This is a genomic window from Lentzea flava (assembly GCF_014648475.1).
GTDB classification, from domain to species: Bacteria; Actinomycetota; Actinomycetes; order Mycobacteriales; family Pseudonocardiaceae; genus Lentzea; species Lentzea flava.
Map to the genome: position 1 here is coordinate 73304 of NZ_BMRE01000037.1, position 20176 is coordinate 93479.

Here is a 20176-nt window from a genome sequence, read left to right on the forward strand (position 1 = left end):
CATCCTTGGCGACGTGTCCGACACCAGCAACCGCCCTGTTCTCGTCGTCGACTTCGGCGCCCAGTACGCGCAGCTGATCGCCCGCCGCGTGCGGGAGGCGCAGGTCTACTCCGAGGTGGTCCCGCACACCGCGACCGTGAGCGAGATCCTCGACCGCAACCCCCTGGCCATCGTGCTGTCCGGTGGCCCGTCGAGCGTCTACGAAGAGGGCGCGCCGCAGGTCGACCCGAAGCTGTTCGAGACCGGCGTGCCGGTGTTCGGCATCTGCTACGGCTTCCAGGCCATGGCGCGCGCACTCGGCGGCGCGGTGGAGCAGACGGGCACCCGCGAGTACGGCCGCACCGAGCTCGGCGTCACCGGTGAGGGCGGCGCGCTGCACGAGGAGCTGCCCGGCCACCACCCCGTGTGGATGAGCCACGGCGACGCCGTCACCAAGGCGCCGGAGGGCTTCACCGTCACCGCGACCAGCGAGGGCGCCCCGGTCGCCGCGTTCGAGGACACCGAACGCCGCTTCGCCGGTGTGCAGTACCACCCGGAGGTGCACCACTCGCCGCACGGCCAGGAGGTGCTGCGCCGGTTCCTGCACGACATCGCGGGCATCCGTCCGCAGTGGACGACCTCGTCCATCGTGGACGAGCAGGTCGCCCGCATCCGCGAGCAGATCGGTGACGGCAAGGCGATCTGCGCCCTGTCCGGCGGCGTCGACTCCGCTGTGGCCGCCGCTCTCGTCCAGCGCGCCATCGGTGACCGCCTCACCTGCGTCTTCGTCGACCACGGCCTGCTGCGTGCCGGTGAGCGCGCCCAGGTCGAGCGCGACTACGTGGCCGCGACCGGGGTCAACCTGATCACGGTCGACGCGCGCGAACGCTTCCTGAACGCGCTGGCCGGCGTCACGGACCCGGAGGAGAAGCGCAAGATCATCGGCCGCGAGTTCATCCGCGTGTTCGAGCAGGCCGAGCGCGACCTCAAGGCCGAGGGCGACTACCGCTTCCTGGTGCAGGGCACGCTCTACCCGGACGTCGTCGAGTCCGGCGGCGGCGCGGGCACCGCGAACATCAAGTCGCACCACAACGTCGGCGGCCTGCCGGACGACCTGCAGTTCGAGCTGGTCGAGCCGCTACGCGCGCTGTTCAAGGACGAGGTGCGCCGCGTCGGCACCGAGCTGGGCCTGCCGGAGACGATCGTGCAGCGCCAGCCGTTCCCCGGTCCCGGCCTCGGCATCCGGATCATCGGCGAGGTCACCCAGGACCGCCTCGACACGCTGCGCCAGGCCGACGCCATCGCGCGCGAGGAGCTCACCGCCGCGGGCCTCGACCGGCAGATCTGGCAGTGCCCGGTCGTGCTGCTCGCGGACGTCCGCAGCGTCGGCGTCCAGGGTGACGGCCGCACCTACGGCCACCCGATCGTGCTGCGTCCCGTCTCCTCCGAAGACGCCATGACCGCCGACTGGACGCGCCTGCCCTACGAGGTGCTCGAACGCATCTCCACCCGCATCACCAACGAGGTGGCGGAGGTCAACCGCGTAGTCCTCGACGTGACCTCAAAGCCCCCGGGCACCATCGAGTGGGAGTAAACGATGAACGGCGCATTTGTCCACCTCAGGTGAACAAATGCGCCGTTCATCGTGAACTAGCGGGACTTGCGGCGTAGCGAGTTGGTCAGCAGGACCAAGCCGACCACGATGGCCGTTCCTCCCAGCGCCCACCTGAAGTCGAACCAGAACGTCCCGTTGGTCAGCACGTAGGCCGCCATCAGCCCGCCACCGAGTCCGAAGAGCAGGCTCAGCGGGTCGATCCTCCTGCGCATCACCGGCTGCTGGTCAGTCACGGAGCACCTTCACCTCTCCGACGTTCGTCAGAACGTCCAGGTCGATCTTCAAGCCGCCCTCGCCGTTCTCGCCGAGATCGGTGCCGCTGACCTCCACGGTGCCGCCGTCCGCGCGCTTGCCGAGGCAGTTGAGCTCACCGATGGACGACGCCTCGCACTTGAACGTCACGTCGGCGTTCTTCGGCACGTGCACGACGAGTTCGCCGAGGTTCGCCTCGACCGCGGTCTTCACCGAGCCGGAGTCCGGAAGCTCCCGCAGGTCGAGGTTCACGCTGCCCACGCTGATCTCGTACTTGTCCTTCACCTCGGCAACGGTCTTCGGCGTGTCCCTGACGTCGCCGAAGTCGTCGGGGCCGTCGAAGCTGATCGTCGTCATGCCGAAACCCACCACGGACAACGGGATCAGCAGCCAGATCAGGCCGCGGCCGGCGTCGACGAACGACCCGATCACCAGACCGGCCGCCAGCACCGCGATCAGCAGGCCGATGACGTGCGGGGCCGTGAACCACGGCGCCCAGATCCCGGCGATCGCGGACCCCGCGAGGACCATCGTCGCCACACCCAGCGTCGCCGCCGCGACCCGCGGCCTGCGCGGACGAGGTGCGGGCGGCTGCGGCTTCGGAGCCGGTTCCGGCAGGTCCCACGCGAACGGAGCGGCGCCGAGCGGGTCCCACGCCGGCGCTCCCGGCACCGGCGGGACGGGCGGGGGTTCGGCGAGCGTGGCCGGTGCCAGGTGCCCGCGGTTCTTCTGCAGCAGGTAGATGCAGGCGACCGACGCGGCCAGCGTCATGAAGACCTGGAACCCGCCGCTGCCGAACGTGAACGCGAGCGCGGGGAACATCAGGATCCCCAGCCCGACCGTCTGCGCCTGGGACATCGAGCTGCGGCCCTTGTTGACCAGGGCTTCCAGCGGGGAGACCTCGTCGCCCTCCTCCGGCAGCAGCAGCCAGCCCGCCAGGTACATCGGCAGGCCGACACCGCCCGACAACGCGAGCGCGACGAACGCGATCCGCACGATCACCGGGTCGATCTGGTACCGCAACGCGATCCCGGTGGCGACGCCGCCGAGCTTGCGCCCAGCGCGGGGCCGCACCGGCCGGTGGGCCCAGAACTCCCTGAGCGTGTCCGCCACGCCCTGCACTGCCTTCTCAGTCCCGCTCACGGTGACAAGGTTGCGCTGTCACGCCTGGAACCACATCAGGGACCAGCCCTGATTCGCGGAACCGGGGTCATCCCTGATGAACAACTCGCCGGGACGTGTGACGATCGGATGGTGAGTGCACAGATCGAGCCGATGCGCCGTCGACGCACCGGCCGGGTGGTCGCGGGCGTCGCGAGCGGACTGGCTGACCACCTCGGCGCACCCGTCTTCTGGGTGCGCGCGGTCTTCGCCGTGTTCGCCGCGCTGAGCGGGGTCGGGATCATCGCCTACGCGCTGCTCTGGATGTTCGTCCCGCAGTCGACGGTGGCGGAACCGGAGACCGACAAGGATCGCAAGGAGTGGCAGCAGGCCGTCGGTCTCGCCGCTCTCGGCATCGGCGTCGCGGTGTTCACCGGGCTGATCGGCACCGGGGCGAGCGGGTGGATCACCGGTCCGATCGCCGTGGCACTCGTGGGCGCCGCCGTCGTGTGGCGCGAGGCGGACGAGGCACAGCGGCGGCGCTGGAAGGACGGGGCGCTCGCGCAGGGGAAGACGGGGATCGTGCGGACGGTGGCGGGAGGCGCGCTGGTCGTGGCGGGGGTCGCCGCGTTCCTCGTGGTCAACGACTCCGTGCAGAACCTCTCGACCGTCATGCTCTCCGTGATCGCCACGCTGGCCGGTGTCGCGGTGCTGACCGTGCCGTTGTGGATGCGGCTGGTCCGCGACCTCGACACGGAACGCCGGGCGCGCATCCGCACCGAGGAACGCGCCGAGATCGCCGCCCACCTGCACGACTCCGTGCTGCAAACGCTTGCGCTCATCCAGAAGCAGTCCGAGTCGTCGCGCGAGGTGAAGCGCCTGGCCCGCAGCCAGGAACGCGAGCTGCGCAGCTGGCTCTACGGCCGCGAGGTGGGCGAGCAGCCGACGACCATGAGCGTCGCCATCGCCCAGACGTGCGCGGAGGTGGAGGACGACTTCGCGATCGCCGTGTCCCAGGTCGTGGTCGGCGACTGCGAGCTGGAGGACGGGATGTTCGCGTTGATCCAGGCCTCGAAGGAGGCGGTGGTCAACGCGGCCAAGCACGCGGGCGTCGCCGAGGTGAGCGTGTACGCCGAGATCGAACCGGACAAGGTGACGGTGTTCGTGCGCGACCGCGGCAAGGGCTTCGACCCCGACGCGGTGCCGGAGGACCGGCATGGCCTGTCGGGCAGCATCCGGGGGAGGATGGACCGGCACGGCGGACAGGTGCGGCTGCGCACCGCGCCCGGTGAGGGGACCGAGGTGCAGCTCGAGATGCCGAGGAAGACGGAGGCCAGGACGTGAGCGTGAGGGTGTTCCTGGTGGACGACCACGCGTTGTTCCGCGCGGGGGTGCGGGCCGAGCTCGACACCATCACCGACGAGGTGGAGGTGGTCGGCGAGGCGGGCAGCGTCGGCGAGGCGGTGGCGGGGATCGCGCACCACAAGCCGGACGTGGTGCTGCTGGACGTGCACATGCCCGACGGCGGCGGCGCCGAGGTGCTGCGGCAGGTCCGGACCAAGATCCCCGAGGTCACGTTCCTCGCGCTGTCGGTGTCCGACGCGGCGGAGGACGTCATCAACGTCATCCGCGCCGGTGCCCGCGGCTACGTCACCAAGACGATCTCCAGCCAGGAGCTGGTCAGGGCGGTCGTGCGGGTCAGTGAGGGCGATGCCGTGTTCTCACCGAGGCTCGCCGGGTTCGTGCTGGACGCGTTCGCCGACCGGCCGGGTGCCGCGCCGATCAGCGACCCCGAGCTCGACCTGCTGACCCCGCGCGAACGGGACGTCCTGCGGCTGCTCGCCCGTGGCTACGCTTACAAGGAGATCGCGTCCGAGCTGTTCATCAGCGTGAAGACGGTGGAGACGCACGTGTCGAGCGTCCTGCGGAAGACCCAGCTCTCCAACCGGTACGAGCTCTCCCGCTGGGCCACAGATCGCAGACTGGTCTGAGGGATTTGATCAAAAAGGTCGCCCGCGGCGCGACCGAGGTGCTCGCGCCGTGGGTCTGGGTGATCTTGTTGCCGTTCGCGGTGGCCGCGGCTTCCGAAGGTGTGTGGAAGACGCTGCTGTGGGGGTTCGTGGTCGCCGTGACGGCGTCCGTCATCCCGATGGCCGTCATCGTCCGTGGCGCGCGCAAGGGCCGATGGGACGGCCACCACGTGACGAACCGCGAGGGCCGGTTGGTGCCTTTGGTGACCGCCGGTGCGTCGCTGGCGGCGGGCACGGTGATCACGGTCCTGGGCGGCGCGCCGTCGAGCATGCTCGCGCTGGCCGGCAGCATGTTCGCCTCGCTGATCGTCAGCATGGCGATCACGTTCGGACTGAAGTGGAAGATCTCGCTGCACGCCGCGGTGGCGTGGGCCGCCGTGGTGACGCTGGCGATCGTCTACGGCCCGTGGCTGCTGGTGGTCGCGCTGCCGGCGGCGTTGGTGTCGTGGTCGCGCGTTGAGCTCGGTGACCACACCACGGCACAGGTGCTGGCGGGGACGGCGATGGGCGTGTTCGTGGGCGGCGGCAGCTTCTGGCTGCTCAGCCTGTCTCTGTGATGCTGACGATCTTCATCTCGTCCTTGACCGCGGCGATCGTGACCTCGACGCCGATGGTCCGCTGCTTGCCCAGGTCGGTGACCAGGGTGAGGCTCGCCGGCACGACCCAGTTGGGGCCGTTCGAGTGGACCTGGGCGGTCAGCACCGAGCACTCGACCGAGCTGTAGCCCTTCCACCGCTTCACGAAGTCGGCCTGCGGCTCGCGCTGCCGGTCCCAGAAGTTCTGCCACGCCTCGGCGGCACCGTGCGGCAGCTGGCCGTAGTGCTGCTTGACGAACACGATGGCCTCGTCCGCCGAGAAGACGCGGGACTTCTCCTGCGTGGGGAAGCTGCTCTGGCTGATCGGCGTGTCCTTGGTACCGCCCCAGTACGCGGCTGCCGCGCCACCGCCGATCGCGAGCACCGCGATGACGGAGAGGATCACCAGGATCCGCCGGTTCGGTGCCTTGAACCGGCGTGGTTCGGGGATGGGCAGCGGCTGGGACGGCTGCGGCTCGGCGGCCAGCAGGTCCGCGGCCTCCTGCGCCGTGGGCCGGTCCTTGGCGTTCACGGCCAGCAGGCGGTTCAGCAGGGGCGTGAGCTCGCCGGCGTTCTTGGCGTCCCGGAGCTGCCCGCTGGCGGCCCGGTAGATGAGGCCGAAGCTGTTCTCGCTGGGCCCGAAGACCGACTCGCCCTCGATGGCCGTGTAGATCGTGGCGCCGAGCGAGAACACGTCGGACGCCTGGTCGGGCTGCTCGCCGCGGGCCACCTCGGGTGCGAGGTAGGCGGGGGTGCCGGAGATCATGCCGGTGTCGGTCATCGTGCCGTCACCGCTGGCCTTGGAGATGCCGAAGTCCGTGATCTTGACCGTGCCGTCGTGGCCGATCAGGACGTTGCCGGGCTTGATGTCGCGGTGGACGATGCCCGCCGCGTGCGCCGCGGCCAGCGCCGAGGCGACCTTGGCGCCGATGCTCGCCGCGTGGGCCGGCTTGAGCGGGCCCCTCTCGGCGATGAGCGCCGACAGGCTGTGCGACGGCAGGTACTCCATGACGATCCACGGCTCTTCGCCGTCCGTGCCGACGACGTCGAACACGGCGATCGCGTGCGGGTGGTGCAGCCGGGCGGCGTTGCGCGCCTCGCGCATGGCCCGCTGGTGGTCACCGGTGATGAGCTGCTTGACCGCGACCTCGCGCGCCAGCACCTCGTCCCTGGCCCGCCAGACCACTCCCATCGCTCCGCTGCCGACGCGCTCGAGCAGCGTGTAGCGGCCCCCGATGGTGGTTGTCACACCACGAGACTAATCAATCACCGAGACCGGCATTCGCGGATCACGCTCACGGGGTGGTGCAAACCACCGGTGGGGACTTGGTCTTCCGTCGTCGCTGCCCACGACGCCGAAACGTGTGGTGGTCTCCCGCGCCCGTCAGACCACCTGAACCGAGCGGAACTAGTCGATCGTCGACACGAGCTTCTGCAGCTCGCGGTCGAAGTCGATCCACAGGTCCTCCTCGCCCGGCTGGACGACGTCGTAGGAGCTGTCCAGGAACGCCGCCACGTCCTCGGCCACCGCGCTCAGGATGGCGAACCCGGTCGGCGCGTTCAGCTCGACCAGGACGCGCTCCGGGTCGTCGGACGCCGGGCGGACCAGGATGTCGCCCTCACCGGACGGGGTCAGCAGACCGTCGGCCAGCAGGTCGCGGGCGAACATCCACTCGACGCGGCCCGAGCCCGTGTGGAACACGACGGCGACCGCGTACGGGTCCTCCGGGTCGTAGACCAGCTCGGCCTCGACCGGCGCGGGAGCCGCGCCGGGGGCCAGCAGCTGAAAAGTCGTCCGGGTGGTGACCTTCAGGTTCTCGTTGTTCATGTCGATGTCCTTCCCAGGCTGGTCTCCATGTCCGCTCACAAAGAGGAGACGGCCAACCGGCTGGATAAGGACGCGATTCGTTTCGGAACCATCCAATTGGGGGAGACGCGCGTCTCACCGTTCAGCGTTTGACCAGGTCGCGTGTCTCGTTTGGTGAGACGTTCTGACCTGCCGAGACGGGCTGCCTGCGGGTCAGCGCGACGCCCAGCAGCACCACGACCATGCCCGCGACGACCCTCGCGTTGAGTTGCTCGCCGAGGAAGATCGCTCCGAGGAGTACCGAGACCACCGGCAACAGGTAACCGACCGTAGTTGCCGTGGTGGCGCCCTCGTCCGCGATGACGCGGTAGTTCAGGATGAACGCCACGCCGGTGCCGAAGACGCCCAGGATCATCACCGCGACGACGCCGACCCAGTGCAGGTGCAGCGGCTGCAGGCCCCCGAACGGCAGCGCGAGGATCAGCATCCCCATCGCGGTGGTCAGCTGCATGGCGGCCAGCTGCGTGGAGGTCGCGCCGGTGTTGACCAGCTTGCGGCCGGCGTAGGAGTAGCCGACGGCGTAGCTCGCGGCGCCCAGGAGGCACAGCACGGCGCCCCAGCTCGCGATGCTGTTGGCCGACTGCCACGGCGCGAAGATCAGCAGCACGCCGGCGAAGCCGGTGCCGAGACCGAGCATGCGGACCAGGTTGCTGAACTTCTCCGTGCCCAGCACCAGCCCGATGGCCAGCGCGAACAGCGGTGTCGTCGAGTTGAGCACGCCGGACACGCCTGAGTCGACGGTCTGGCCGCCGAATGCGAAGAGCGTGAACGGGATGGCGCTGCCGAACAGCGCCACGAAGAGCATGTGACCCCAGACCCGCCGGTCACGCGGCAGCGTCATCTTCGCCGTGGCGAGCACGACGAACAGCACGGCCGCCCCGAAGAACGTCCGCACGAGTGAGATCTGCAGGGGAGCGAGGCTGCCGAGCGCGAGCTTCATCCACAGAAAGCTGGATCCCCACAGCAGGGCGAGCACGCCCATCCTGATCAACGTTCCGCGCTGGTTCACATGTCAACCATGCGTGCTGGGACCCGTAAATACAATTTAATTGTTGTGGAGAACCTTTAAGCAGATCTGTAAGGTTGGGCCATGCTGGACGTGCGACGCATGCAGGTGCTCAGAGCGGTCGTGACCACGGGTTCCATCACCGCGGCCGCGACGAACCTCGGCTACACCCCGTCCGCCATTTCGCAGCAGGTCGCGGGCCTCGAGAAGCAGGCGGGTCTCCCGCTGCTGGAGCGCGTGGGCCGCGGGGTCCGCCCGACCGCCGCCGGTCGCCTCCTCACCGAGCACGCCGCACGCGTGGCCGAGCAGCTCGCCGAGGCCGAGAGCGCCCTGACGGCGTTGCGCCAGGGCTGCGCGGGCACTCTGCGCGTCCGCTACTTCGCCACGGCCGGCGCGGCACTGGTGCCGCCCGCGGTGGCCCAGTTCCTCGCCGAGCGTTCGGGTGTGGAGCTGGACCTGAAGCTCACCGAGCCCACCGACCCGTTCGAGGAGCTGGCCGCCGGCCGCGCCGACGTCGCGATCACCGTGCTGGAGCCGGAAGAGCCCGCGCCCGCCGGCATGGTCGCGCGGCACCTGCTCGCCGACCCGTTCTTCGCCGTCCTGCCCCGCGGCCACGCGCTGTCCCGCAAGCGCGTGATCGACCTCGGCGAACTGGCGGAGGAGCCGTGGATCTTCGCGGACTTCGGCGCGACGGGACCGTGCAAGGACCTGGTGGTGAACGCCTGCGCGGGTGCCGGCTTCACACCGAAGGTCGTCGTGGAGAGCGACGACTACGCGACGGCGCAGGGCTTCGTGGCCGCCGGGCTGGGCGTCACGATCATTCCGCGGCTCGGGCTGGGATATGCGCATCCGGGTGTCGTCCTGCGCAAGGTGCGCAATCCCGAGCCGGTGCGGCACATCCACGTCGTGTACCGCGAGGAAGCCGCGTGGAACCCCGCCGTGGTGGCTCTCGCCGAAGCGCTGGAGAAGGCCGCGCGGGCCTCCTGACCCGCGCTCAGGCGCTGCCGAACGGCTTGTCGTAGCTCAGCAGGAAGTTCGGCGACCGCCACTCCAGCGACACCTGGCGCTGGATCGACGACTTCGTGCCGTCCTTCTTCGTGACGTCGAGGCTGACCACGAAGTAGTAGGGCTGCCGCTCCTCGACGCTGGTGACCTTGACCTTCTTGATGCCGCCCCAGAAGGTCTTGAACCCGTCGAGGCCGCCGGGGTACTGGCCCTGGAAGTTGGCGTTGCCCATCTGCCACGCCTCGTCCGGCTTGTCGGGCGCCGTCTGGAAGTAGTCCTCCAGCAGGCCCTTCTTGTCGTCGTCGGTCGGCGTGTCGGTCCACTGACCTGCCTTGCCGGACGACTTCGACGGCGTCGACGGCTGCGTGCTGTCCTGCGTCTGCTGGACCTGGGTGTTGCCGCCCGCGTTGTTGTCCCTGCCGCCGTTGTCGCTGTTGTTCGAGATCATGCTCGCGAACATGATGCCGATCGCCGCGGCGGCCACGATGGCGAGCGCGGTGAAGACCGTCGACTTCTTGCTCTTCGCCACCGACGACAGCGGTGACGGCTTGGGGCGCTGCGAGTACTGCGGCGCGGCGGCCGGGCGGTGGTTCGACGGCGGCTGCTGCGTCGGCATGGCCCGCGGAGGCGTGTGCAGGTCCACGCGCGTGGCCGCGGGAGGCGCCGGCTGCTGGGGCGTGAGCGCCCGCGTGGCGGCCTGCTGCTGCGGCTGCTGCTGGACGGGGGCACCGCGCCACGACGGCGGGTGCGTGGGGGCGACCACCGCCGGGGTGAAGGCGGGGGTGGCCTGACCGTTCGCGACGGCGGCGAGCGCGTCGCGGGCCTCGGCCATGGTCGGGCGGTCTTCCGGCTCGGCGCGCAGCAGGCGCATCAGCAGCGCGGTCAGCGGGCCGGCGTTGCGCGGCGGGTTGACCTTGCCGGAGGCGACCTTGTGCAGCAGCGCGATGGTGTTCTCGCTCAGGCCGAACGGCGGCTCGCCCTCGATCGCGGCGTACAGCGTCGAACCCAGGGAGAAGACGTCGGACGGCGAGCCGGGGTCGTAGCCCTTGGCGACCTCGGGGGCGAGGTAGGCGGGGGTGCCGGCGAGCATGCCCGTCGCGGTGACGGTGACGTCGCCGGTCGCGCGGGAGATGCCGAAGTCGGTGATCTTGACGGTGCCGTCGTCGCCGAGCAGGACGTTGCCGGGCTTGATGTCGCGGTGCACGATGCCCGCGTTGTGCGCGGCTGCCAGCGCGGACGCGACCTGCATGCCGATCGACGCCACGTCGCGCGGCGGGAGCGTGCCGCGTTCGGACAGGACCGCCGAGAGGCTCTTGGACGGCAGGTACTCCATCACCAGCCACGGCTGGCCGTCGTCCTCCGCCACGTCGTAGACAGCGACCGCGTGCGGGTGCTGGAGCCGCGCCGCGATGCGGCCCTCTCGCATGGCCCGTCTCTTCGCCTCGTCCGTGTCGGCCTCGGCGAGTCCGGGCTGCAAGAGCAGTTGCTTGACCGCGACGGTGCGGTGCAGGCGTTCGTCGTGTGCCGTCCAGACGACGCCCATGGCGCCACTACCGATCCGCTGGCTCAATCGGTAGCGACCAGCGACCAATCGGCCATCGTCGGTCACAGTTGCTCCCCGCTGTGCGGTCACTTGCTCTCTGTTCAACGGCTGATCACACCATCGGGTTCAGATCACTCCAACGGTGCGGGTACCCACCTTACGAGATAACAACGACAGAACGGCGCTTAGCCCGCTTGGGCCGTGGTGGTTGTCGTCGTCGCGTTGGACGACGGCTTCGGCGTCGTGGTTGTGGTCGTCGTCGTAGTCGTCGTGGTCGTAGTCGTGGTGGTCGTCGTAGTTGTAGTCGTCGTAGTGCTAGACGTCGTTTCGCGCGTGGTCGTTGCCTCGGGGGTGGTGGTCGTCACCTCTGCGACAGAAGTCGTCGTCGGCACCACCTGGGACGAGGAGACCGGGGGTGCCGACGGCGTCTCGCGCTCCTTGTTGAACACGCCCAGCGCGACCAGCAGGCCACCGATGACCAGCAACAACGCCAGCACGACAGCGGCGATCACCAGCGGCCGGTTGTCCTGCTGCTTGCCGGCGGGCACCATCGGCGGCGCCGTGCGGGGAGGCGCCGTCCGAGCCACCGGACGAACCACGCGGGTCCTGTCGGGCTCCACGACCGTCGTCGTCGCCTCCGGCCCGGCGGGCACCGGCAGCCCGGTGAACGACGGCGACCGCCCGTTGGCGACCGCCGTGAGCAGCTCACGCGCCTGCGACATCGTGGGCCGGTCGTCCGGCTCGTAGTTCAGCAGGTACAGCAGCGTGTCGGCGAGGGGGTGGTCGACGGTCGGCGGGTTGATCCGCCCGGCCGCGACGGCGTGCAGAACACCGAGAGTGTTCTCGCTCACTCCATAGGGCGGCTCGCCCTCCATCGCGGCGAACAGCGTCGAACCGAGCGAGTAGACGTCGGAGGCGGGCGTCGGGTCCTGGCCCCGTGCGATCTCCGGCGCGAGGTACGCGGGCGTGCCGGCGATCAGGCCGGTCTTGGTGACGGTGATGTCGTCCGAGGCCCGCGAGATGCCGAAGTCGGTGATCTTGACGACGCCGTTCTCGGCGATCAGCACGTTGCCGGGCTTGATGTCGCGGTGCACGATGCCCGCCGCGTGGGCGGCGGCGAGCGCGGCCGCGCACTGGGCTCCGATGTGGGCGACCTCGACCGGGTCCATCGGGCCGCCCTCGGCCAGCGCGTCGGCGAGGCTGTAGGACGGCAGGTACTCCATGACCAGGCACGGGACGCCGTCTTCCTCGACGACGTCGTACACGGCGATGGCGTTCGGGTGGTGCAGCTTGGCGGCGATGCGGCCCTCGCGCATGGCGCGCTGGATGGCCTCGTCCTGCTCGGCCTCGTCCAGGCCGGGGGCCAGCAGCAGCTGCTTGATCGCGACCTCGCGGCCGAGGCGTTCGTCGTGGGCGCGCCAGACGATGCCCATCGCGCCGGAGCCGATGCGGTCGAGGAAGCGGTAGCGGTCGGCGACCAGGCGGCCGTCGGTGGCGTCGGACGTCGTCACGCGACCACCCGGCCGGTGCAGGACAGCGTGACTGCGGCTGCGGCAGCAGGTCCCACGCTCGTGCTCCTCGTGCGGTAGTCAGCGGTCGTCCGGAATGCCCGCACAGGGTACCCCTGCCGTGGACGGCGCTGGAGCTACCGGTTGTGCCTCACTTCGCCGGAGCGAAGAAGTCGAAACCGCCCACGGCGTCGCCGACGGTGTTCAGCACCGGGTCGAGAAGGCCGAGGTCCACGCTGACGTCGACCGGGTTGGACGGCGTGGGCAGCGGGTTCGACGTGCTGGGCGCCGTGCTGTTGCTCGGCTGCGTCGAGGACGAGCTCGGCGGCGGAGCGGGCGAGTTGCTCGACGGCGTCGTGCTCGGCTGGCTGGGCGTCGTGGTCGACGGTGTGGACGACGACGGCGTGCTGGCCGTCGGCGCCTCGGAGGTCGGCTGCTGCGTCGGCGTCTGCTGGGTCTGCGTCTGCTGCGTCGGACGCTGCTGTTGCTGCTGCTGGACGTACGGGGCGACGCGCGGCGTCGGATCCGTCGTCGGGTCAGCCGACTGCGGTTCGGTGGCGTCGTCCTGCTGCGGCTTGTTCGAGGGCAGCTTCACGACGCCCTCGGTGCCGGCGCTGGCGCCACGGGCCTGGGCGCGCTCGTCGAACCGGACCTCGGCGAGCGGGCGCTCGTCGGTCGGGGAGAGCCACGAGGAGGCGGCGAAGGCGACGGATCCGCAGAGGACCACGCCACCGCTGGCCGCGACGGCCAGCTTGCCGACGGTGAAGCCGCCGCGCTGCGTGTCGTCCGCGCGACCCTCACGGCGCAGCAGCTCCGTGATGTGCAGCTCCTTCATGGGCTGCTTCTTGGGCTTGCTGCCGGGTGACTTGACCGACTTGAACTTGATCGTCGGCTCGTCGGGCTCGTGGAACATCTCGGGGGTGATGTCGTCGGTGATCACCGGGAACTGCACGGTCTCCGCCTCGCGGCGGGCGATCAACTCGGCGACGGACAGCTGGCCGGTCGACTCCGCCGATCCGTTCAGCCGCCGACGATGGTCCTCAATCGACACCGCTCGTTCACCCTTCCAAGTTCGCGTCTGCGCACTGGCGGGAACATGGATACCGAATCGTGACCCGAGATGTAACCCCTTCGGGGGAATTTTCACGTCCGAAACCAGGTTTTCGCGACGAGCGGTCACCGTTCGACTGCGAACGGCGATACCCAGTTGGGTGCGGCCTAACTCCGTTGCGCCGAAAGGACCTCGGTGCCGATGATCCGCGGCTGGGTCGTGTCGGTCAGCCAGAAGAGCTGCTCGATGCGCAGCCAGCTGCCGTCGAGCTCCTGCATCGACACCACCGCGAGCACTGACCCGTCCGGCCGGAGCGAGGTCTGGTCGACGTTGACGGTCTTGATGAGCCCCCAGGACTCGACGAACTCCTTGGGGTTGGAGCCGACCAGATCCGGCGACAGCAGCTTGGCCGCGGAGTTCGGCTTGGTGGTGAGCAGCTCGTAGAACCGGCGCACCACGTCGACCTGCGGCTGAGGGCCGATCGAGACTTCGGGCGTGGTCGGTTCCGGCGTCTGGAGCAGCAGTGCGGACGGCTGCGGCAACGGGGTGTCGGCGGCGGTCTGCAGCGGCTTGTGCTCGTTCGGCAGCTGGGCCGACAGGACGTCGGGGCGCAGCGCGCTCGCGCCGGACAGCGCGACAGGACGTTCGGTGATCGGGACGCCGGTGTTCGCCGGTCGCTTGCCCGCGAGGATCGCCGCGCCCGCGACGGCGGAGACCAGCACGACCGCGCCGGTCAGCAGCCCGGCGGCCTTGGCGGCGCGGCTCTTGCGGAGGCGGCGGCGACGGCCGGAGACGACGGGGATGGTGGCCGTGGTCGCCGTCATGTTCTCGGTCGGGCCGAGCAGCGACGTGACGAGAGCGTCGGTGGCGGCTTCCTCGTTCGACGGAATGCGGATCGGGCTCGGCTGCTGCTTGATCAGCTCAGCCACGCTGATCGAGCCGGCGCGGGTGTGCCTCCGCCCGGTCGTCGCGGGACGCTGCACTGGCCTGGTCCTCCCGTACTGTCCGTGGTCACCAGAAGACGTACCGTGGCTACGCGTGACGACGCCAGCATCTCGGTGGACTTCATCCGTCCGTGGCGTTCAGCGGTGCTCGGGATTCGCTCGATGGTGCTACTTACTACGGTCGGTAACTCAGGGCGTGACCTTTAGCCGCTTCAGCCGCCGAGCTTCAACCGTTCCCCGTTGATCAGGGGAAGGTCGCCGAGCGTGAAGCTGAGCTCGCGCTTCTCGGTGCTCACCGTGCCGTCCTTCTTCGTCACCTGCAGCAGGCTGACGGTGAGGCCCTTGCTCGGGTCGACGACGATCTCCTTGACCTCGATCAGCGAGATGTCGGCGAGCCGGCCCTCGAGCAGCGCACCGGCGTTCGAGCGCACGGTGTCCGTGGTCATGGCGAGCGCTGTGTCCGCGTTCGTCGCCATCTCCCGGTAGAAGTGCTCGGTCTGCTGGGCGATCTTGGAGCCGTCGACGACCGGTGTGTTGGTGACCGGCACGGTCGTGATCACGGGCGCCGACCCGGACGGCTTGGTGTTGGTGGCCGAGCCCTTGTCGCCGCCACCCGGCGCGCTGCTGGCACCGGTGCCCGGCACGGGCGCGCCCCTGCCGGTGTTCGCGGCCGTCGGCCTGGCGCTGGTGGCCGACGGGCTGGTGCCACCGGTGGGCAGCGTGGAGATCAGCGGGACGTCCGACGGATAACCGGGCAGCCCGATCGTCTCGACCTCACCGCCACCGCCGACCAGCTTGGCGGCGGCGACGCTCAGCCCGACCAGCACGAGCACCGACGAGACGACGGCGAACCAGGCCGCGCGCTTCCAGGTGCGCGGCGGCGTGACCGAGGCGGGCACCAGGCCGATGTTGAACTTGCGCAGGCCGTCGGTGTCCTGGAGCGGGTCGATCTGGCGGCGGCGGGGCAGCGGGATGCGGTCGCCCCCGACGACGGGACGTGGCGCTGGTGGCGCCACACCGTCGTCGAGACGATGTTTGCCCGGCTGTTCGTCCATCCCCGACACCCCTCTGCGACGGAATCAGGGTAGGGCCGTACGGACGCACCGAACCAACCAAAAGGGGGGTTTCAGGACGAGTGACACTCGATTGTGTGAAATTCCTACCGCGGAGGCAGTTGGGCTTGACCGCTGTTCAACTGCTTGTGCGTCCGCTGCACGCCGTTGACGGCCGCGAGACCGCTGCCACCCGCGATCAGGGCGCCGATCACGTCAGCGGCGGTTGACTCGCCGCCCGTGATGAGCAGGCCGATCGCCGCGCCCGCGGTCGTCAGGATCGCGGTCTTCCACCGGGTGCGGACGAACTGCGCGACGGGCGCGCCGGCGAGGCCCTTCTTGTTCGCGGCCGAACCGAGCATGGCCAGGTAAGCGTCGTGCGCCAAGGCGGCGAGCAGGCCTGCGATGGCGATCAGTGCGGCGATGATGCCCATGCGTCCAGTGTGCCCCCGAATTTTTTCGGTGGACCATCCGTGATCGCCCTGATATCCGGTTCGGGTGGACATGTTCTGGCACGACGACTGCCTCGAGCACGACGCCGGTGAGGGCCTGTGGGAGCTGCCCGGTTCGTGGCCGTGGCTGGACGTCGCCGAGCCGCACCCGGAGAACGCGGCGCGGCTGCGCACGTTCCGGCACGCGCTGACGCACGGCCCGGTGGCTTCGCACCTCAAGTGGCATGAGGGACGGCATGCGTCCGTCGACGAGCTTCTGCGCGTGCACTCGGCTTCGTACTTGGACTCGTTGCGCGTCTCCACGCGTGTGGCGCTGGAAGTGAACACAGTCGTGGGGCCCGAGACGTGGCGTGCGGCGTGCGCGGCGGCGGGGACTTCGCTGGCGGCACTGGAATCCGGCGCATCGCTGGCGTACGCGCTCGTGCGCCCGCCGGGGCACCACGCGCAGCCGGGCATGGCGGACGGCTACTGCTTCGTCAACAACGCGGCGCTCGTGGCGGAAACCGCGCGGCGCCAAGGGATGCGGGTCGCGGTGCTGGACTGGGACGTGCACCACGGCAACGGCACGCAGGAGGTCTTCTACGACCGTCCGGACGTGCTGACCATCTCCCTGCACATGCGGCACGGCTCGTGGGGCACCAACCATCCGCAGACGGGTGCGCCGTCGGAGGTGGGCGCTGACGGGCGGAACGTGAACATCGAGCTGTCTCTGGGCGCGGGTGACACGGCGTACCTGCGCGCGTTCGACGAGATCGCCTTCCCGCTGCTGCGCGAGTTCGCACCGGACCTGCTGGTGTGCGCGTCGGGGTTCGACGGGTCGGCGTTCGACCCCAACGGCCGGCACAACCTGACCGGGACCGGCTATCGCGAGATCGGGCGCCGGGTGGCGTCGTTCGGGACGCGCGTGGTGCTCACCCAGGAGGGCGGCTACCTGCGCGGGTACTCCGCGTTGTGCCTGCACTCGCTGGTGGAGGGCCTGCTGCGGCTGCCGGAGCCGTTGCTCGAGGACCCGCTGGCCTACGTGCCGGACGACTCCCAGCTCGTGGACGCGGACTTCGAGCGCGTTCGCGCCGCCCTGAAGCCTTTTTGGCCCGGCGTGCTGTGACGCCGGGCCGGTGGGCTTCCTACCTGCCGAGCGGGCCGCGGCCCATCTTGAGCAGGATCAGCGCGAGGTCCTTGCCCTCGGGACCGAGCGGCTTGTAGCGGTTGAGGACGTCGATCTCGCGGTTGTGCACGATCTTCGTCCCACCGGCTGCCATCCGTGCCGCGCCGATGATCTTGGAAACCTCGACGCGGCGCTGGATGAGCCGCAGTATCTCGGCGTCCAGGTGGTCGATCTCCTGGCGCAGCTCGTTGATGTCGGGCGCGGTGGTGGTGGTGTCCATCGTTGGTGACCTCTCGACTCTTCGAGTCCTGGCCCGGAAGCGAACGAAGCCCCGGGGTCCGAGGACTCCGGGGCTTCGTGGTGGCTTGTTGAGCGCTAGACGACCACGGGAGCCGGAGTCCGGATCCCGTAGAAAAACTCGAAGAACGTCGCGCGCACGAATGCAGTGTTGCACAGAACCGCTCGCCGCTGCCAAGCCCGCGCGGTGAGAGGGCTCACCAGGTGGGAAGTCCCAGCAAGGGAGCTCCGATCGAACACATGGTCGGGCGGTACCTGATTTGTCGGTGCCGCCCGGTACCGTGGATGGACGATGAGCGCCTTGTTCGACTTGCCCTCAAGTCCCCCCGTTTCCCGCGCGGGCCACCTGCTCGACGACCTGAACCCCGCGCAGCGCCGTGCCGTGGAGCACGCCGGCTCGCCCCTGCTCGTGGTGGCGGGCGCCGGCTCCGGCAAGACGCGCGTCCTCACCAGGCGGATCGCCTACCTGCTCGCGGAACGCGACGTGCACCCCGGCCAGATCATGGCCATCACGTTCACGAACAAGGCCGCCGCGGAGATGAAGGAGCGCGTCGCCGACATGGTGGGCGCCCGCGCCCGCTCGATGTGGGTGTCGACGTTCCACTCGATGTGCGTGCGGGTCATGCGCCGCGAGGCCAAGACCCTGGGCATGTCGTCGAACTTCTCGATCTACGACAGCGACGACACGCGCCGGCTCATCACCCTCGTCGCCCGGGATCTCGACCTCGACCCGAAGAAGTACGCGGCCCGCACCCTCGCCGTGCACATCTCGAACCTCAAGAACGAGCTCGTCGACCCGGAGACCGCCACCGCCCAGGCCACCAACGACCTGGAACGCCGCGTGGCCGAGGTCTACACGGTCTACCAGCGCCGCCTGCGCGAGTCGAACTCGCTCGACTTCGACGACCTCATCATGAGGACCGTCGAACTCCTCCAGACGTTCCCGGACGTGGCAGAGCACTACCGCCGCCGCTTCCGCCACGTCCTGGTCGACGAGTACCAGGACACCAACCACGCCCAATACACCCTCGTGCGGGAGCTCGTGGGCAAGACGGGCGGCGAGATCCCCCCTGCCGAACTGTGCGTGGTGGGCGACGCCGACCAGTCGATCTACGCCTTCCGCGGCGCCACGATCCGCAACATCGTGGAGTTCGAGCGCGACTACCCGGACGCCACCACGATCCTGCTGGAGCAGAACTACCGCTCCACCCAGAACATCCTCACCGCCGCCAACGCGGTGATATCCCGCAACCCGAACCGCCGCGACAAGACCCTGTGGTCCGACCTCGGCGAGGGTGAGAAGATCGTTGGCTACGTCGCCGACAACGAGCACGACGAAGCGGCCTTCGTGGCCAACGAGATCGACCGCCTGGTCGACGGCGGCGAGGTCAACAACTCCGAGATCGCCGTCTTCTACCGCACCAACAACCAGTCGCGCGTCTTCGAGGAGATCTTCATCCGCCTGGGCCTCCCGTACCGGGTGGTCGGCGGCGTCCGCTTCTACGAGCGCCGCGAGGTCCGCGACGCCCTGGCCTACCTGCGCACCCTGGCCAACCCGGAGGACACGGTCTCCCTCCGCCGAATCCTGAACGTGCCGAAACGAGGCATCGGCGACCGAGCGGAAGCCTGCGTGGCCGCCTACGCCGAACGCGAACGCATCAGCTTCGCCGCCGCCCTCCGCGAAGCCGTGGAAGACCGCGTCCCGATGCTGAACCCGCGCTCCCGCAACGCCATCGCGGGCTTCGTGGAACTCATGGACCAACTCGGCGAGATGGTCGAACGCGAAGACGACGTGGCCGACATCCTCGAGGCAGTCCTCGAAAAAACCGGCTACCGAGCCGAACTGGAAGCCAGCGAGGACCCCCAGGACCACACGAGGATCGAAAACCTCAACGAACTGGTCACGGTCGCCCGCGAGTTCACCGAACTGGAACTCCCGGAAGGCGCCGACCCGGTCCCGTCCCTCCCGGCCTTCCTGGAACGCGTCTCCCTGGTGGCCGACGCCGACTCGATCCCGGACGCCGACTCCGACGGCGTGGTCACCCTCATGACCATCCACACGGCCAAGGGCCTGGAATACCCGGTCGTCTTCTGCACGGGCTGGGAAGACGGCGTCTTCCCCCACATGCGAGCCCTGGGCGACCCAGCCGAACTGGCAGAAGAACGCCGCCTGGCCTACGTGGGCATCACCAGAGCCCAACGCCGCCTCTACCTCTCCAGGGCCCTGGTCCGCTCGGCCTGGGGCCAGCCCTCAGCCAACCCGGCCTCCCGCTTCCTGGGCGAAATCCCCCAAGACCTGATCGACTGGCGCCGAGTGGAACCCTCCCGCTCAGCCCCAACCGCCGCCACAACCTGGGGCCGCTCAGCCTCCTCAAGCGGCGGCATAGCCTCCCGAGGCCTGTCCCGTCCAGCCCCAGGCAAGCCGGGCTGGAAGGACGCCCCAGCCCTCAAGCTGGAAGTGGGCGACCGCGTAACCCACGACAAGTACGGCCTGGGCCGCGTGGTCGCAGTGGACGGCGCGGGCCTGCGAGCCACAGCCACGATCGACTTCGGCGGCTCGGGCACGGTCCGCCTGATGCTGATCGGCAGCGTCCCGATGACCAAGCTCTAACCGCCATCAGCCCGAGCCGGAGCCCAGCCCTCGCCCGAGCCTCTGGCGCTGGTGGCCGGGGCATGGCCGTCATCGCCGGAGTCAGATCTCTCGCGATGGCGGAGCCGAGCGGCGAGGCCGCAGGCGAGCCCCAAGCGATGGCGCAGCCGAGCAGTCCTTGGCATACCGGGCTGGTGGGGTGGG

18 protein-coding genes and 1 pseudogene are annotated in these 20176 nt (G+C 69.6%); 7 read left to right on the forward strand and 12 right to left on the reverse strand.

Annotation, left to right across the window (positions count from 1 at the left end):
- Positions 1-13 precede the first annotated feature (13 nt).
- Positions 14-1573 (forward strand): glutamine-hydrolyzing GMP synthase, encoded by a 1560-nt coding sequence (gene guaA / locus IEZ09_RS32070; RefSeq protein ID WP_189257542.1) that lies wholly within the window; start codon positions 14-16, stop codon positions 1571-1573.
- A gap of 56 nt (positions 1574-1629) precedes the next feature.
- Here the strand turns inward: guaA and IEZ09_RS32075 are convergent, their stop codons facing one another.
- Both IEZ09_RS32075 and IEZ09_RS32080 read right to left on the reverse strand, forming a co-directional pair.
- Positions 1630-1827, reverse strand: coding sequence for a hypothetical protein (locus tag IEZ09_RS32075; protein WP_189257566.1), 198 nt, complete (start codon positions 1825-1827; stop codon positions 1630-1632).
- Positions 1820-2989 (reverse strand): PspC domain-containing protein, encoded by a 1170-nt coding sequence (locus IEZ09_RS32080; protein ID WP_189257543.1) that lies wholly within the window; start codon positions 2987-2989, stop codon positions 1820-1822. The genes IEZ09_RS32075 and IEZ09_RS32080 overlap by 8 nt, the downstream gene beginning before the upstream one ends.
- Before the next feature lie 108 nt (positions 2990-3097).
- Here IEZ09_RS32080 and IEZ09_RS32085 point away from each other — a divergent pair, with 108 nt between their 5' ends.
- Genes IEZ09_RS32085 through IEZ09_RS32095 form a run of 3 tightly spaced genes read left to right on the forward strand, consistent with a single transcriptional unit; the run spans position 3098 to position 5534 of the window.
- Positions 3098-4291 carry an ATP-binding protein gene (locus IEZ09_RS32085; protein ID WP_189257544.1) on the forward strand — a complete coding sequence of 398 codons (1194 nt, stop codon included), beginning with the start codon at positions 3098-3100 and terminating at the stop codon, positions 4289-4291.
- The gene (locus IEZ09_RS32090; RefSeq protein ID WP_189257545.1) at positions 4288-4938 is read left to right on the forward strand and encodes a response regulator; all 651 of its coding nucleotides are present in this window, start codon (positions 4288-4290) and stop codon (positions 4936-4938) included. Before IEZ09_RS32085 ends, IEZ09_RS32090 begins: the two co-directional genes overlap by 4 nt.
- A 5-nt stretch (positions 4939-4943) precedes the next feature.
- On the forward strand, positions 4944-5534 hold the full coding sequence (locus tag IEZ09_RS32095) for a phosphatase PAP2 family protein (RefSeq protein WP_301326022.1): 591 nt from the start codon (positions 4944-4946) through the stop codon (positions 5532-5534).
- Here IEZ09_RS32095 and IEZ09_RS32100 read toward each other — a convergent pair.
- The 3 genes from IEZ09_RS32100 to IEZ09_RS32110 all read right to left on the reverse strand — a co-directional run bounded on the left by IEZ09_RS32100 (position 5518) and on the right by IEZ09_RS32110 (position 8428).
- Positions 5518-6801 carry a serine/threonine-protein kinase gene (locus IEZ09_RS32100; protein WP_268247660.1) on the reverse strand — a complete coding sequence of 428 codons (1284 nt, stop codon included), beginning with the start codon at positions 6799-6801 and terminating at the stop codon, positions 5518-5520. The two genes, IEZ09_RS32095 and IEZ09_RS32100, sit on opposite strands and share 17 nt — an antisense overlap.
- A gap of 159 nt (positions 6802-6960) precedes the next feature.
- Positions 6961-7380, reverse strand: a complete 420-nt coding sequence (locus IEZ09_RS32105; protein ID WP_189257546.1) for an SsgA family sporulation/cell division regulator — start codon at positions 7378-7380, stop codon at positions 6961-6963.
- Between the two features lie 121 nt (positions 7381-7501).
- Positions 7502-8428, reverse strand: a complete 927-nt coding sequence (locus tag IEZ09_RS32110) for a DMT family transporter (RefSeq protein WP_229813142.1) — start codon at positions 8426-8428, stop codon at positions 7502-7504.
- A gap of 81 nt (positions 8429-8509) precedes the next feature.
- Here IEZ09_RS32110 and IEZ09_RS32115 point away from each other — a divergent pair, with 81 nt between their 5' ends.
- The gene (locus IEZ09_RS32115) at positions 8510-9412 is read left to right on the forward strand and encodes a LysR family transcriptional regulator (protein WP_189257547.1); all 903 of its coding nucleotides are present in this window, start codon (positions 8510-8512) and stop codon (positions 9410-9412) included.
- Between the two features lie 7 nt (positions 9413-9419).
- Here IEZ09_RS32115 and IEZ09_RS32120 read toward each other — a convergent pair whose 3' ends face one another.
- From IEZ09_RS32120 to IEZ09_RS32145, 6 genes are all read right to left on the reverse strand, one after another.
- On the reverse strand, positions 9420-10973 hold the full coding sequence (locus IEZ09_RS32120; RefSeq protein ID WP_370467761.1) for a serine/threonine-protein kinase: 1554 nt from the start codon (positions 10971-10973) through the stop codon (positions 9420-9422).
- Between the two features lie 185 nt (positions 10974-11158).
- A complete protein-coding gene (locus IEZ09_RS32125; RefSeq protein ID WP_229813143.1) occupies positions 11159-12484 on the reverse strand; it encodes a serine/threonine-protein kinase in 1326 nt (441 codons plus the stop codon).
- Between the two features lie 148 nt (positions 12485-12632).
- The gene (locus IEZ09_RS32130) at positions 12633-13532 is read right to left on the reverse strand and encodes a hypothetical protein (RefSeq protein ID WP_189257549.1); all 900 of its coding nucleotides are present in this window, start codon (positions 13530-13532) and stop codon (positions 12633-12635) included.
- 167 nt (positions 13533-13699) lie between these two features.
- A complete protein-coding gene (locus tag IEZ09_RS32135; RefSeq protein ID WP_189257550.1) occupies positions 13700-14515 on the reverse strand; it encodes a hypothetical protein in 816 nt (271 codons plus the stop codon).
- A gap of 173 nt (positions 14516-14688) precedes the next feature.
- Positions 14689-15531 carry a hypothetical protein gene (locus tag IEZ09_RS32140; protein ID WP_189257551.1) on the reverse strand — a complete coding sequence of 281 codons (843 nt, stop codon included), beginning with the start codon at positions 15529-15531 and terminating at the stop codon, positions 14689-14691.
- Positions 15532-15635: 104 nt separating this feature from the next.
- Positions 15636-15962, reverse strand: a complete 327-nt coding sequence (locus IEZ09_RS32145; RefSeq protein ID WP_189257552.1) for a hypothetical protein — start codon at positions 15960-15962, stop codon at positions 15636-15638.
- Positions 15963-16032: 70 nt separating this feature from the next.
- On the opposite strand from IEZ09_RS32145, the gene IEZ09_RS32150 reads away from it, so the two are divergent.
- Complete coding sequence (locus tag IEZ09_RS32150) at positions 16033-17085, forward strand: arginase family protein (RefSeq protein ID WP_189257564.1); 1053 nt, start codon at positions 16033-16035, stop codon at positions 17083-17085.
- A 19-nt stretch (positions 17086-17104) separates the two neighbouring features.
- Here IEZ09_RS32150 and IEZ09_RS48165 read toward each other — a convergent pair.
- Positions 17105-17377 (reverse strand): annotated as a pseudogene (locus tag IEZ09_RS48165) (chorismate mutase); the annotation flags it as partial.
- 297 nt (positions 17378-17674) lie between these two features.
- Here IEZ09_RS48165 and pcrA point away from each other — a divergent pair.
- Positions 17675-19993 (forward strand): DNA helicase PcrA, encoded by a 2319-nt coding sequence (gene pcrA, locus IEZ09_RS32160; RefSeq protein ID WP_189257554.1) that lies wholly within the window; start codon positions 17675-17677, stop codon positions 19991-19993.
- Positions 19994-20176: the final 183 nt, after the last annotated feature.

Coding starts and splice junctions, on each gene's coding strand:
- IEZ09_RS32115 (WP_189257547.1), top strand. CDS start 8,510: ATGCTGGACGTGCGACGCATGCAGGTGCTCAGAGCGGTCGTGACCACG.
- IEZ09_RS32140 (WP_189257551.1), bottom strand. CDS start 15,531: ATGGACGAACAGCCGGGCAAACATCGTCTCGACGACGGTGTGGCGCCA.
- IEZ09_RS32145 (WP_189257552.1), bottom strand. CDS start 15,962: ATGGGCATCATCGCCGCACTGATCGCCATCGCAGGCCTGCTCGCCGCC.
- IEZ09_RS32120 (WP_370467761.1), bottom strand. CDS start 10,973: ATGGGCGTCGTCTGGACGGCACACGACGAACGCCTGCACCGCACCGTC.
- pcrA (WP_189257554.1), top strand. CDS start 17,675: ATGAGCGCCTTGTTCGACTTGCCCTCAAGTCCCCCCGTTTCCCGCGCG.
- IEZ09_RS32150 (WP_189257564.1), top strand. CDS start 16,033: ATGTTCTGGCACGACGACTGCCTCGAGCACGACGCCGGTGAGGGCCTG.
- IEZ09_RS32105 (WP_189257546.1), bottom strand. CDS start 7,380: ATGAACAACGAGAACCTGAAGGTCACCACCCGGACGACTTTTCAGCTG.
- IEZ09_RS32085 (WP_189257544.1), top strand. CDS start 3,098: ATGGTGAGTGCACAGATCGAGCCGATGCGCCGTCGACGCACCGGCCGG.